Raw genomic sequence first — 13,732 nt, forward strand, 5'->3', positions numbered from 1 at the left:
GTCCCCACAATGCCCATCGACGGCGCTTCTATGGCTTCAACTGATTAGCGCCCCTCGTGCGCTTGCTCCAAAACGCGCTCGAAATAGTTGAGCGATTCGAGCACCAAGGCGGACGAACCTGCCCCGCGCTCGGTAAAACGCAGCTCCGACGACTGCACGTCTCGCACAAGCGCCCCGGAAGCGATTAGGTGCTCGACCGCGCGGTAGAGCAGGCCGGTGTCGACGCCCTTGTTCGCAACCGGTCCATCCTCCTCGAGCGTCCAGGTTGAAAGCCCGAGCAGCGCGAGAAGCAAGCGACTCGCCTGCCCTAGGCGCTCGGCATCGTGCTCGCGTTCCTCGGCCGCAACGGCATCATCCATAATGCGGACGCCGTTTGCAGCGTCGTCGTCCGCTACTCGATTCGACCCGTTATCAAACTCATCCATCATAAGAAACCTCCTTGGCCGCGTCTTCACGACATATGATAGCCGGCCATGCGGACATGACGCCCAAACCTCCTGTCAGGCAGACGCCGCGCATCCTAGAAGATCCCCAAAACCAATCCCCACGCGCACGCCACCAGGAACAGCCCCGCCACGATGACGGCGTTCTCGCGCGGATGGCGGTTGGTGCGGAAGAGCACCAGATAGCCCACGCCAGCCGAGGTGAGCAGACCGGCCATGAGCGGGGCGAAGCCCAAGACGCCCTCCAGGTAGAGCTGAGTGATCACCACGCTTGCCGCGCAATTGGGCACAAGGCCCACCAACGCCGATGCGAACACCGCAAGCAGCTGGTTGCCCGAAAGGAAGCTCGCCAGCGCCCCCTCGTCCACTGTTTCGAGAAGCGCCACCAGGGCGAACGTTACCAGGTAGATGAAGACCGTGACCTGCACGGTATGCGAGACGGCGCTCATCACGATCGAGCGCAGCTTGCCTCCCCGCGCATGCTCGTGACCGTGATCGTGGGCGTGGCCGGCACCGTGGCCGTGCTCACGGCCGTGGCCGTGGCCCTCGTACTCGTGATCGTGCTCGCAGCCCAATTCACGACCGCAAACATCGCCGGCATGCTCGCCCACATGGCCCGCGCCTGCGACGTCGCTATGACCGTGCTCGCCCGCGTGATGGTGCCTATGCCCGCACCCACAGTGATCTTGCTCGCAAAGGCGGCAGATATGCCCGGCATCCTCGCCGCCCTCGGCCATCTGGTCCACCACATCGGTCTGGACACCGTCGCGGCGCACGCTCAGCACCGTCCGACGCAAAAACTCGTGAACGCGCGCGTTTTTACGCAGAGCACGGATGACCAGGTCCGCCGCAACGCCCGTGATAAGCGCGATGAGGACCTTCAACCCCAGGATTTTGAAGAGCAAGCCGGCGTCGATGCGCTCGGCCACCAGCATGGGCAGCATCTCATCGGATGTCGAGAAGAAGACCGCCACCAACGTACCCAGCGTGACGACGCGGCCCGCATACAGCGTTGCCGCCATGGCGGAAAAGCCGCACTGCGGAACCACGCCCAGCAGCGCACCGGCCACAGGACCCGCAGCGCCAGCACGGCGCACGATGGCGTTGGAACGCGCGCTCGCGGCATGCTCGAGCGCCTCGAGCGCCAGATACGTCACGAATAGGAAGGGCACGAGCCCGAGGGTGTCCTCGAGCGCGTGTTCGGCAAAGTGCAGCAGCAAGTCCACGGCAGGTTCTCCTCGACAGATATATGTTGGGCGCGCACCGATGGCGACAGATGGGGCCTCGCGATTGCGGGAGCAGCAAGCCGCGCGTCCACGCCCATATGGTCACGCTGTTTTCATACCCCGCGCGCCCCATGGCAGACGCGTAGCATGCAAGGCCATCAGTATACTCAAGAGTTTCCATAGGATAACTCCCGTATGGCCAGTAGGCCCCTTCGCCACAAAAGAAGCAGCCCGACCTCGCATATCTCGAGGACGGGCTGCTAGGCCTCGCGGCGACGCAGGGTCTCTGCAGCAGCAATCGGCCGCACCGAACACCGGACCGGCAGGGGCCCCGGTTGCACGGCGCCGCGTGCCGCTGCGCGCTAGTTGGTGCCGATGGACATCGTCTCGGGCAGCGTGCTGCCGCCGTCGATGACGATCTGCGAACCGGTGAGGTAGCTCGACTCGTCGCTACCCAGGAACGCGAAGAGCTCGCCCACCTCGATGGGGTTGGCCAGGCGCTTCATGGGCACGCCAACGGCGATATCGGCGATCGCGGACTCGGGGTCGTCCGGGTTGGACTCGAGCGCCATCTTCTCCACCATCGGCGTGCGCGCATAACCCAGCTGCGAGCAGTTCACGCGGATGTTACGGTCGGCGTACTCCACCGCCAGGCACTTCGTGAGTCCCACGAGAGCGGCCTTGGTCATGGCATAGGCGGCCTCGCCGGCATCGGCCACGATATCGCCGGTCACCGAAGACGCGATCACGATGTTGCCGCCGCCCTGCTCGAGCATATAGGGGATCACGGCCTTGCAGGTGTTCCACACGCCCTTGATGTTGACGTCGATATGGAAGTCACGCGTGGCGTCGTCCATCTCCTCGAAGGGGGCCAGGCGGCATACGCCGGCATTGCAGCAGGCCACATCGATGCGCCCGAACGCCTCGATGCCGCGAGCCGCGGCCTCGTCCAGCTGCGCGCGGTCCGCAACGTTGGCGACCGCGGTGATGATCTGCGCGCCGTACTCCTCGCGCAGCTTGGCGGCCGTGTCCTCAACCGAGGGCGACAGGTCGACCATGATGAGCTTGGCGCCGTACTTGGCATACGCCATAGCGATGCCCTCACCCAGACCCGCGGCGGCACCCGTGATGAGCGCGACCTTTCCATCCAGCTTTGCCATGTGAATCTCCTCTCCCTGCATGCGCCCCGGACACCGGCGCAACGTCGCACGACGAGGCCGGGCGCAGGGGCGCGAATACCAGCTCATCCATTGTAGCGCCGTTCGACAGGGGCGGGCGCGGGCAACACGGCTCGGGCGCGGACGCGCGCGTAGGCCACCGCACGGGCCATCGCCCCTCACCTGCCGGGACGCGGCGCACCATAAAGTTTCACACCCTAAACACCCTCGCGTCGTAACAACCCACTATACTCATGGGCACCACGAAAGACCGCACGCCGGCGTCCGAGCGCACGCGCATCGCATGCGCGCGGGCGGCGGCGCGAACACGATAGGAGCCCATACATGAACGCCCAACAGGCACTCGAGTACTACCGCCAGCCGTTCATCCCCATGTTCATCTACGGCGATTACGACGCCATGGAGTCCGAGCGCCAGCGCGGCGAGGAGGCCATCAAGGCGCTGCTCGACGAATGGCGCGCCAACGACGAACCCGGCTTCGACTTCGACATCATCCTCGAACTGGCCGACCGCAATCGCGAGCTGTGCGACCAGATCGGCGAGGCGCGCCTGCGCAACCTCTCCAGCCCGCTGCTCGCACGCAACCTCTCCGACGCCGACCTGTGCGCCGCCATCGGCAAGATGCAGGGCCGCGCCGCCAGCGCCGTCGCACGCGAGGTCCGCGGCGACCGCGACGCCTACTCCGTCGCGTACGTGCGCAAGCCCATCAAGGGCACGGTGCTGGGCATCGATATCGAGACCACCGGGCGCGCCCCCGAGCGCGGCTACATCATCAACGTTGGCTGGGAGGTCATGGAGCTCACAAGCGATGCCGTGCCGCACGACCCGCAGGCCTTCTACTGCGGCATCCCCGACGTCTACCGCGAGGCCGGCGTACCGCTCGCCGAGATCCACCACATCCAGTGGTCCGACCTCGAGGGCAAGACGCCCTTCCGCATGGACGCGAAGCTGCAGAAGGAGCTGTTGCGCCTCATGAAGAAGTACCCCATCATGGCCCACAACGCGGCCTTCGAGGACAGCTGGTTCATGCTGCACCTCCCCGGCTACGCCGAGGCACGCCGCGCGGGCAAGATCATCGTGATCGATTCGCGCCACATCTGCCGCTCCGTCGATGGCGAGGTGCGCACCCTGCCGCGCGAGAGCGCGCCGGCGAGCCTGCAGAACTGGGCGCGTCGCCGCGGCACCCTTGCCGCCGACGAGAACGAGCTGCACCTGGGCCTCGACGACACCGACCTCATGCTACGCACGGTGCAGGCGGAGTTCAACGGCAAGAACATGTTCCTCAAGTAGGAACGCGATCCGGCCCATCATCGGCCTGGTCCTCGCGCCCGTGGCGGAGAAACGCTCTATCCCGCTACCGACGGCGGGCCAAGAACCGACTCATTAAAGCAGGTAGCCTTGTCTGCACAAGGAATTGTGCAGACAAGGCGGGCATCCTTCCCTACACTCATTGATGACGAAGGGCTTGCAAGCGTTCTTCCATCGTTTCCTCGAGTCCTATGGAAGGAGCAAACATGATGCTCTCAGAGCAGATCAAGCGAGGCCGCAACGCGCTCGGCATGTCGCAGGCAGACCTGGCCGAAACCATCTGGGTTTCCCGCAACACGGTGTGCAACTGGGAGACCGGCGCAACGACACCGGATATACAGAGCCTGGTCCTCATGAGCGCCCTCTTCGGGGTCTCCGTTGACGAAATGGTCAAGGGAGACGACAAGGTCATGGCCCAGGCGATTGCGCGCGACCGGCGCCACATCCTGCTTGCGGGCCCGCTGACCCAAGGCAACCCCGAAGAGACCGAGCCCAAGCTCAGCCTCTTCGACCTCAACGCAATCGGCAGCAGCGTATACGGAAAATTCGAGAGCACGGATATCAGCGACGCCGGCGCGCTCGCCTTCCGCCTGGTGCGCGTCGCCTCCTTCTTTAGCCGAAAGCTGTACTACCTCGTCGACGACGCCGGCCGCCGCGTTGGAACCATATCGAGGAAGCACGCCCTGCATCACCCCGTGTACCAGGTGCGCATAAGCGGCTTCGACCGTGTGCAGCTGCGACGGGAGATTCGCATCGATGGCGGCTACAAAGATGTGATCCGCTTCGACGGCGAGGGCATATCCGTGGACGGGAATCTCATGGGCGATGACTTTACGATTCTGCGCCATGGTTCAAAACTCGCAGCCGTCCGAGTTCGGCCCGCGCGCAATCGCATCGCCTACGGCATAGAGCTCGCTGATGAAACCCTCGCCCCGCTCGCACTCGGCATCGTCCTCACCATCATGATGCTACGCAACTACGACCAAGTGTGGGTTCGCGGCGCAGGCAGCAGAGCAGCCAGCGACTTCTAAACAGACGGCAACATAACCCGCAAAGGGCGCTCTCGAGCGAATCGAGGGCGCCCTTTGCGCAATCTTGCCGACTTATCCCATCGCTTTTCAATATCGTCGAGTAGCTCCAGAATACGAGACCATAAAACCGCAGGTACTGAATTTGCTACTCATATTGAATACATTAGGGAATCGGACTCGCCCTGTGTAAAGTCTGCAAGATTGCACAACGAAGAGACTTATCGAAATTCAATTCCTTGACATATGAGCATACGTTCATATAATAAAGCTATCGAATGTATGAGCATGTGTTCATATGAGAGGAGGTACCATGGACAAGCACAACACGGACGAGCATCCGCTGCCCTGTTCCCCCGCAGCCGGCGACGACGCCATGCCTGAAGAGGAGCTGCTCTACGACCTAGCCGACCTGTTCAAAGTCTTCAGCGACACAACTCGTATCAAGATCTTGTATGCGCTGATGAACGACGAGCTCAGCGTAAACGAGATCGCCGACGGGCTCGGCGCATCGCAGTCCGCGGTCTCGCATCAGCTGCGCATCCTCAAGCAAGCGCACCTGGTCAAGTTCCGCCGCGATGGGCGAAACATCCACTACTCGCTGGCAGATGAGCACGTTCTCACCATCTTGGATCAGGGTCTCACCCACATCTGCGAGTAGCACAACCCTCACCTCAAATTAGGGACAGGCACCGAATTGAGGCATAGACAAGACAAACATCCACCTCAGATTGGTGCCTGTCCCCAATTTGAGGTGGGAAGAATGGAGACATCATGCGTAAGGTATTCAAGCTCGACGAGATCGATTGCGCCGTGTGCGCCGGCAAGCTCGAGGAGGCCATCAAAAAGCTCGACGGCGTCCAGGACGCAAAGATCAACTTCCTCACCCAGAAGCTCACCCTCGAGGCTGCGGACGAGGAGTTCGACGCCGTGCTCGACGCCGTGGTCAAGCTCACCGCCGATGTCGAGCCCGACTGCGAGATCCTGCGCTAGAGCAAGGTCTATTCCCAACAGCCAGGGGCTTGGCGGCCTTCTACCCAGCTTGTTCTCACTTTGCAACCGCGGAGAACCCGCCATGCCCCAACGGCCCGCCTCACCCCGCTCGCAACGACGCCAAGAATGATCGGGTGAAGCTCAACCACAGTTGTTAGCGGCGTCGGAAAGTGGAAAGGGTTTTCCCTATGAACAAGAAGCAAAAGAAGTGGCTCAAGCGCATCCTCATCGCGCTCGCGATTTTCTTCGCCGTCATGGCACTCGACGAGCTCGGCGTGCTCGCGAGCATCTTCGGCGAGCCCGGCGCGCTGTATGCGAGCTTCGTGCTCTACCTCGTGCCCTACCTCATTGCAGGCCACGACGTGCTCGCAAAGGCATGGCGCAACATCCGCCGCGGCGAGGCGTTCGACGAGAGCTTCCTCATGGCCGTCGCCACGATCGGCGCGTTTGCCATGGTCTTGTTCCCCGAAGCCGAACCGCACATGGCCGAGGGTGCCGCCGTCATGCTGTTCTACCAGGTAGGCGAGCTGTTCCAAAGCTATGCGGTGGGTAAGAGCCGCAAGTCCATCGCGGCCATGATGGACATCGCCCCCGACTACGCCAACATCGAGCGCGATGGCAAACTCGTTCAGGTCGATCCCGACGAGATTCAAATCGGCGACGTCATCGTGGTCAAACCCGGCGAGCGCGTTCCCATCGACGGTATCGTCATCGACGGATCATCCCAGCTCGATACCGCCGCGCTCACCGGCGAGTCCATTCCGCGTCATGTCGAAGCGGGCGGCGAGGTCATCTCGGGCTGCATCAACATGACCGGCGTGCTGCGCGTGCGCACCATCAAGCTCTTCGGCGCCTCCACGGTCAGCCGCATCCTGGAGCTCGTCGAGAACGCCAGCGAGAAGAAGGCGCGCACGGAGAACTTCATCACCCGCTTCGCCCGCGTCTACACGCCCATCGTGACCTTCGCGGCCATCGCCATCGCCATCGTGCCGCCGCTGATGGGCATGGGCGCCTGGGCCGACTGGATCCTGCGCGGCCTCACCTTCCTGGTCGTGAGCTGCCCGTGCGCGCTCGTCATCTCCGTACCGCTGTCGTTCTTCGGCGGCATCGGCGGCGCCAGCCGTCTGGGCATCCTGGTCAAGGGCTCCAACTACCTCGAGGCCCTCTCGCAGGTGGACACCGTTGTCTTCGACAAGACCGGTACCCTCACCTCGGGCACCTTCGGCGTCGTCGGTGTGCACCCGCACGAGACCATGAATGCCGGGCAGCTGCTCGCCCTGGCGGCGCACGCCGAGGCGTTTTCCGACCACCCGATCGCCGCATCTGTGAAGAAGGCGTATCTGGATGGGCAGGGTGATTCACCTTCCCCCGCGATCGACCAGGCGCTCATCAAGGATGCAGCTGAGGAATCCGGCCACGGCGTCAGCGCGACCGTAGACGGGCACAGCGTCCTCGTGGGCAACGGCAAGCTCATGGCCGCGCACGGCATCGCCTATCCGGACTGCGAGCTCACCGGCACCATCCTGCACGTCGCATGCGACGGCGTCTATGTAGGTCACGTCGTCATAGCCGACGCCATCAAGGACGACGCCGCCCAGGCAATCGCCGACCTCCACGCCGCCGGTGTCGAGCGCTGCATCATGCTTACCGGCGACCGCGAGGAAGTCGCCCGCTCCGTGGCCACCGAGCTCGGTTTGGACGAATACCACGCCCAGCTCCTGCCCGGCGACAAGGTCGAGCAGCTCGAGCGCATTCTCGACACCGCCCGCGGCAACCTGGCCTTCGTGGGCGACGGCATCAACGACGCGCCCGTCCTCACGCGCGCCGACGTGGGCATCGCCATGGGCGCCATGGGCTCCGATGCCGCCATCGAGGCCGCCGACGTCGTGCTTATGGATGACCGTCCGAGCAACATCGCGCGAGCGATTCGCGTGGCCCGCAAGACCATGCGCATCGTGAATCAGAACATCGTGTTCGCAATCGGCGTGAAGTTGCTGATCCTCGCCCTCGCCGCGGTGGGCATCGCCAACATGTGGCTCGCGGTCTTCGGTGACGTGGGCGTGGCTGTAATAGCGATCCTCAACGCCATGCGCGCCATGGGAGACGCGTAGGGCCACACCCACCTGCTCGGGCTACGGTCGCCGCCCCCGCGCCAGCTTCGCTCGTCGCGAAGGCAGCGCGGGGGCCGTGCCGCCGTCCGACATGCACTCCATCCCTACCAGCAGGGATATTGAAACTCCGTGCTGCGGGGCATCGAGCTCGTCGTCCACGCGACGCGGGTTCGGGATCGCGGGCATCCGACGCGCTTCGCTCGCGGCCCGCAGCCGCCTAGCGCACTCGGGCGGCGCGCAGCTGACGCAGCAGCGATACGAATGCGACGGCTTCGACAATCGCCGCGAACCCGATGATGGCGCCCGCCCCCGCATTGCTGTAGAGCCACCCGGCAATGGTGCCGCCGAGCATCGTGCCGTTACCCGTAACCAGGGCAAACGACCCGTATCCCGTAGCGCGCATCGTCGTGGGGAGCAAATCCGCCACATAAGCGCGCATGGTCGACTCCTGTACGCCGGTGGTCGCACCCCACAGCACGACACCGACCACCATGACCGGTACGGAGCCGCTGAAGGCGAATACCGGGACGAACGCGCTCAGCACCGGCAGAGCCAGCAGCGTCTTAGGTCCGATGCGGTCGTAGAGCGAACCCGTGGCCAGCGCGGCTACGCCGTCCACCAGCATGGCCACGGCATAGAGCACCGGCACCGCCGCATCGGACACGCCGGCGCCCACCATGTGGAACGACAGCACGGCGAAGGTGGCGACGCCCACCAGGCACAACCCGCAAAACAGCGAATACTCCCAAAACTGACGAGGCAATCCGCGAAACCCCGACGCAGCAGGCGCATCCTCAGTGGAAGCGGTGCCGCTACCGGCCGCAACCCCCGAAGCATCGCCGCTTGCCTCGCGCGCGAACGATCCGTCGTCCTCCCCTGCCGCCACCTCTTCAAAACGCGCGGGATCGGGGTTGCGATGGCGCAGGAACGCCAGGACCGTGATGGCAGCGGCCGCAGGCAGGATCATCACGCCCAGCGCGCGATCATACGCGCCGCCGGTCGCGAACAGAATGCCGGACACGATGAGCGGTCCCAACGTGGCACCGATCTGATCCATCAGCTCGTGCAAGGCAAAACCCTTTCCGCGCCCCACCGCGGCCGATGCGTGCGACAGCATGGCGTCGCGCGACGGCGTGCGCACGGCCTTGCCCAGGCGCTCGACGACGATGAGCGCGCCCACGGCGCCCACGCTGCCCGCCCAGCCCATCGCGGGCACGGCCAGGGCGGTGATCGCGTAGCCAACGATGGCGAACAGCCAATAACGCCCCACGCGGTCGGCAAGCGGACCTGTTACCAAGCGCCCGGCAAGCGAGGTCGCCTCGCCCAATCCGGAGATGAGGCCAACGGCAGCCGCACTGGCGCCCTACGAGGCCAACAGCGGGCCTTGAACGCTCAGAGCACCCTCGTACACCACATCCATCAGCATGCTTACCAGGCCGAATCCCACGATAAACCGCGATGCGTCGCGCATCAGCCCGCGCGTCTCGCGCACCATACGCCGCCCCCTCGTCCGCAACGGTCAAACGCAAAAAGCGACGCGCCCCACAAGGACGTGTCGCCATTCGCTTCTCTTTATATAAGGATAACCGACTTGCGTAACACATGCACGTTATCCTACATGTGTTGATATGTTCTTTACAAAAGGGGAGCGGACATTCGATTGGCACCTCGCACGTACTCCTTCAGCCGCGCAAACGAATCGTCCGAAAGGCAATGCTCCATGTGGCAGGCCTCCTCGGCGGCAAGCTCCGGCGATACGCCGGCAGCAACCAGCAGGTCGCGAAAGAACGTGTGCTGCTCTAGCACGTGCTCGGCGCGCTCGCGTCCCTTTTCCGTAAGCTGCACATCGCGCCGTACCACCGCGATGTAACCATGCTCCTGCAGCGCAGACACCGCCTTGGAGACGCTCGCCTTCGTAACGCCCAGATGCTCGGCGATGTCCACGGAACGCACCACGCCGTGTTCGCGGCCGATCACCAAGACGGCCTCCAGATAGTCTTCCCCGGATTCTCGAAGTGCCATTACGCCACCCTTTCAGTATCAGTTAGTCTAAGCTTACTGTAACGGAAGAACCGGGAAAGGCAACCACGACTTTTCGGCGCGGATAGCAAAACGGCCCGGGGCGCCGCAAGACGCCCCGGGCCGCGAGCAAGCGCGCAGGGGGAACTAGTCGAGCACCTCGACGAGCTCGATATCGAAATTGAGGTCGCAACCGGCGAGCTCGTGGTTCGCGTCGAGCTTGACGCCCTCGGGCGACACCTCCACGACGGTCACAGGCACGGGCATGCCGCCAGGACCCTGCAGGAAGAGCTTCATGCCCACCTGGACCTTGTCGAAATCGGGCACCTCGGCTGCCGGGAAGAACAAGATCATGTCCTCGGAACGCTCGCCGTACGCCTCGGCGGCGGGAATGTGGACGGACTTCTTCTCGCCCACCTCCATGTCGAGCACGGCGGCGTCGAAGCCCTTGATCATCTGGCCGGCGCCGGCGACGAACTCGATGGGCTCGCCGCGGTCGTAGCTGGAATCGAACTGGGTGCCGTCATCGAGCGTGCCGCGGTAATGCGCGCGCACCTTCTTACCCTGGTTGGACATCTGCATCCTCTTTCAGTCGTAGGAACTCCGCCCGGATGGAGGCGAAGAGCTTGCGAGATAGCCGAAGCGGGCACGTTTCTCCCCTCCGGCACGTTGAACCACTATACCCGACGCCGCGCGTGCCTATGCCGCGCGCGAGGCAAATCTACTCAACCGCCGCCACGCCCCGCTTGTCCTGCGGGAGCACCAGATTCAAGATGATGCCCACGAGCGTGGAGGTGGCCATGCCGGGCAGGGTGTAATCGCCCAGCGGGATGGCGATACCGGAGCACTCCATGCCCACGCCCAGGATGATGACGACCGACGCGATCATGAGGTTGCGGTTCACGTCGAAGTCGACGCGGTTGGATACGAGCATACGAAGGCCGTTGGAGGCGATGAGGCCGAACAGCAGCAGGCATACGCCGCCCATAACCGGGCTGGGAATGGAGTTGATGAGCGCGGCCAGCTTCGGGCAGAAGCCGCCCACCACGAGCGCGAAGCCGCCCGCATACCAGAAGATCTGCGTGGAATACACGCGCGTCACGCTCATCACGCCGATATTCTCGGCATAGGTCGTAGTGGGAGGACCGCCCAGGAAACCGGAGATGACGCAGGACAGGCCGTCGCCCGCAAGAGAGCGCGGCAGCAAAGGCCGATAGTCGCGATCCACGATCTCGCCCACCGCCAGCAGGTGACCGATGTGCTCGATCACCACGACGATGGCGACGGGGGCGACGAGCGCGATGGCGCCCATGTCGAATGTGGGGAAGCTCACGTTAGGCAGACCGATCCACGCCGCCTCGGCAACCGGCGCGAAATCCACCATGCCAAGCGCCACGGACACCAGATAGCCCACGATGATGGCGAGCAGAACGGGCACGGTGCCCACGATGCCGCCACGGCCCGAGAACAGCACGGCGGCAAACAGCGTAACCGCCGCCACGATGGCCCCCTGCACGTTGAAGACCGCGGCTCCGGCGGCGTCGGTCCCCATGAACGCCATGTTGGCCGCGGTGGCCGACAACCCCACACCGATAACGACCATGACCGACGCCACCAGCACGGGAGGCAGCAAGCGATCGAGCCAGCCGGTACCCACCAGCTTGATGATACCCGCGACGGCAAGGAACACGAGGCCCGCCACGATCACGCCGGACATGGCGGCGTCGAGGCCGCGCGTGGCGCCCACGGCGACGATGGGACTGATGAATGCGAACGAGCTCCCCAGATAGCTGGGGATCTTGTTACCGGTTACCAGCAGATAGCAGATGGTGCCGATACCCGAGCACATGATGGCGACGTTGGGATCGAGGCCCGTAAGAACGGGAACGAGCACCGTGGAGCCGAACATGCTCATCATGTGCTGGATACCCAACGGGATGGCGCGGCCGGGCGACACCCGGTCGTCGACGCCGATGACTTCACGCTCGTGGTGACTCATTGGCAGTCCTTTCGATAGGGAACAATTCGGTTTATGGTACCGTTTCCCAAAAGAAAGAGACACGTAAAGTCAAATTTGATCGCAAGCGGCAGGATGGAACCGCGCGGAGCGCAGCGCGACGAGCAAGCAAGGACAAGAGCCATGGACGAACACGAGGCAACCATCATCACAACCCCCGTCAACGGGATCCCCGTAGAAGTGCGGCGAAAGCGCGTGAAGAACTTCAACCTGCGCATCCGCACGGACGGCACCGTGGCATTGAGCATCCCGGAGCCCGCCACCATGGAGGAGGCCCAGGCGTTTCTAGCCGAGCGCGAACGATGGCTCGCGCCACGCGTGCCGAAGCGCGTCCCCGATGCGAACGGCGACGATCCGGCAGCCACGTGCACCGCAACGGAAGCTTGGGAGCGCACGCACCTCTGGGGCAAACCGCTCTCTCCCGACGAGGCGCCCGCAGATGCCAAAGCCACCGCAGAGCTTCAGAAGAGCGAGCTCATGCGCGTGCTGCCGAAAACGATGAAGCGCCTGCAGAAGAAGGTCGGCGTGGAAGCGGGCTGGTGGCAGATCCGCCACATGAAGACGTGCTGGGGTTCGTGCACCCCGAGCACCGGCGCGATCCGCATCAACGCGCGCCTCGCCTCATATCCGCCCGCCTGCCTCGAGTACGTGATGATCCACGAACTCGTGCACCTGATGGAGCCCAACCACGGCAAGCGCTTCCACATGCTCCTCGACGTCTACTGCCCGCGCAATCGCGAACTCAAGCAGCTACTCAGCCACGCAGCCGAGACGATCGCATAGGCGTGCGCTACCGCACAGGCGGGGGCGCGCCGCCCGCGCAGCGCGCCCCCGCCCAGCAAAATCGTCTCGCGGATGCGGGCCACCGCGCAAAACGGGCGGCCCGCATACGGCGCGCGCAGCGCCGCGCCCCTACCGCAGGCGCTCGATCTCCACGCCCACGGATCGCAGCGGCAGGCCTACGGGAGCCCACGGCTTCTCGATCTTCAGGCGAACACCCATCAGAAGCGGATAGCGGTCGATGAGATAGGCCGCCAGCGCCTCGGCCATACGTTCAACGAGCTTAAACGTATGCTCGCGCAAGAAGCCGTCGATATCGTGGCACACCGTGCCGTAATCGATGGAGGCGTCCAGGTCATCCGTCTGGCCCGCACGGCGCGTATCGCAGTAAAGCGTCGCCGACACCACGAACTTCTGGCCGAGCTTGTTCTCTTCCTCGTATACGCCGTGGTTGGCATACACTTCAAGGCCGTCGATAAACACCTTATCGGCCAAGGCCACGTCCTCGGCCGTCACATGGCTCACGGATCCGGCGCGCACCGGCAGGCCCGCGCCGTCGCGGCGCGCCAGCACGCCGCGGTCGTCCTCGATGGTCTCGCATAGCTTCTTCCCGCTCATGCTCATCGCTT

Annotated in this window: 14 protein-coding genes and 1 pseudogene; 6 read left to right on the forward strand and 9 right to left on the reverse strand. The window is 64.1% G+C overall.

Features of this window, described 5'->3' with window-relative positions; translation table 11 throughout:
- Positions 1-44 precede the first annotated feature (44 nt).
- From E4J93_RS06485 to ucpA, 3 genes are all read right to left on the reverse strand, one after another.
- The gene (locus tag E4J93_RS06485) at positions 45-428 is read right to left on the reverse strand and encodes a hypothetical protein (RefSeq protein WP_147588659.1); all 384 of its coding nucleotides are present in this window, start codon (positions 426-428) and stop codon (positions 45-47) included.
- Positions 429-520: 92 nt separating this feature from the next.
- Positions 521-1,669 carry a putative manganese transporter gene (locus E4J93_RS06490; protein ID WP_147588660.1) on the reverse strand — a complete coding sequence of 383 codons (1,149 nt, stop codon included), beginning with the start codon at positions 1,667-1,669 and terminating at the stop codon, positions 521-523.
- A 362-nt stretch (positions 1,670-2,031) separates the two neighbouring features.
- Entirely contained in the window at positions 2,032-2,829 is a 798-nt protein-coding gene (gene ucpA, locus E4J93_RS06495) for an SDR family oxidoreductase UcpA (protein ID WP_147588661.1), read from the reverse strand.
- 342 nt (positions 2,830-3,171) lie between these two features.
- On the opposite strand from ucpA, the gene E4J93_RS06500 reads away from it, so the two are divergent.
- The 5 genes from E4J93_RS06500 (at position 3,172) to E4J93_RS06520 (ending at position 8,287) form a co-directional block, all read left to right on the forward strand.
- Positions 3,172-4,137: a 3'-5' exonuclease gene (locus tag E4J93_RS06500; RefSeq protein ID WP_147588662.1), complete on the forward strand. Its 966-nt coding sequence runs from the start codon at positions 3,172-3,174 to the stop codon at positions 4,135-4,137.
- 224 nt (positions 4,138-4,361) lie between these two features.
- Positions 4,362-5,186, forward strand: a complete 825-nt coding sequence (locus E4J93_RS06505) for a helix-turn-helix domain-containing protein (protein ID WP_147588663.1) — start codon at positions 4,362-4,364, stop codon at positions 5,184-5,186.
- 310 nt (positions 5,187-5,496) lie between these two features.
- Positions 5,497-5,844 (forward strand): helix-turn-helix transcriptional regulator, encoded by a 348-nt coding sequence (locus E4J93_RS06510; protein WP_304512579.1) that lies wholly within the window; start codon positions 5,497-5,499, stop codon positions 5,842-5,844.
- Between the two features lie 113 nt (positions 5,845-5,957).
- A complete protein-coding gene (locus E4J93_RS06515) occupies positions 5,958-6,176 on the forward strand; it encodes a cation transporter (protein WP_147588664.1) in 219 nt (72 codons plus the stop codon).
- A 188-nt stretch (positions 6,177-6,364) separates the two neighbouring features.
- The gene (locus E4J93_RS06520; RefSeq protein ID WP_147588665.1) at positions 6,365-8,287 is read left to right on the forward strand and encodes a heavy metal translocating P-type ATPase; all 1,923 of its coding nucleotides are present in this window, start codon (positions 6,365-6,367) and stop codon (positions 8,285-8,287) included.
- A gap of 217 nt (positions 8,288-8,504) precedes the next feature.
- Here E4J93_RS06520 and E4J93_RS06525 read toward each other — a convergent pair.
- The 5 genes and pseudogenes from E4J93_RS06525 to E4J93_RS06545 all read right to left on the reverse strand — a co-directional run.
- Positions 8,505-9,638, reverse strand: a pseudogene (locus tag E4J93_RS06525) (MFS transporter); the annotation flags it as partial.
- 12 nt (positions 9,639-9,650) lie between these two features.
- Positions 9,651-9,782: an MFS transporter gene (locus E4J93_RS08295; protein WP_147588667.1), complete on the reverse strand. Its 132-nt coding sequence runs from the start codon at positions 9,780-9,782 to the stop codon at positions 9,651-9,653.
- Positions 9,783-9,922: 140 nt separating this feature from the next.
- The gene (locus E4J93_RS06535; RefSeq protein ID WP_147588668.1) at positions 9,923-10,309 is read right to left on the reverse strand and encodes a metal-dependent transcriptional regulator; all 387 of its coding nucleotides are present in this window, start codon (positions 10,307-10,309) and stop codon (positions 9,923-9,925) included.
- Between the two features lie 144 nt (positions 10,310-10,453).
- Positions 10,454-10,882, reverse strand: coding sequence for a peptidylprolyl isomerase (locus tag E4J93_RS06540; protein WP_147588669.1), 429 nt, complete (start codon positions 10,880-10,882; stop codon positions 10,454-10,456).
- A gap of 145 nt (positions 10,883-11,027) precedes the next feature.
- Positions 11,028-12,305: a uracil-xanthine permease family protein gene (locus E4J93_RS06545; RefSeq protein ID WP_147588670.1), complete on the reverse strand. Its 1,278-nt coding sequence runs from the start codon at positions 12,303-12,305 to the stop codon at positions 11,028-11,030.
- A 141-nt stretch (positions 12,306-12,446) separates the two neighbouring features.
- Here E4J93_RS06545 and E4J93_RS06550 point away from each other — a divergent pair, with 141 nt between their 5' ends.
- Positions 12,447-13,106 (forward strand): M48 family metallopeptidase, encoded by a 660-nt coding sequence (locus E4J93_RS06550; protein WP_147588671.1) that lies wholly within the window; start codon positions 12,447-12,449, stop codon positions 13,104-13,106.
- Positions 13,107-13,235: 129 nt separating this feature from the next.
- Here E4J93_RS06550 and folB read toward each other — a convergent pair whose 3' ends face one another.
- On the reverse strand, positions 13,236-13,721 hold the full coding sequence (gene folB, locus E4J93_RS06555) for a dihydroneopterin aldolase (RefSeq protein ID WP_147588672.1): 486 nt from the start codon (positions 13,719-13,721) through the stop codon (positions 13,236-13,238).
- Between the last annotated feature and the right edge of the window lie 11 nt (positions 13,722-13,732).

It is taken from the genome of Collinsella sp. BA40 (assembly GCF_008014645.1).
Lineage (GTDB): Bacteria > Actinomycetota > Coriobacteriia > Coriobacteriales > Coriobacteriaceae > Collinsella.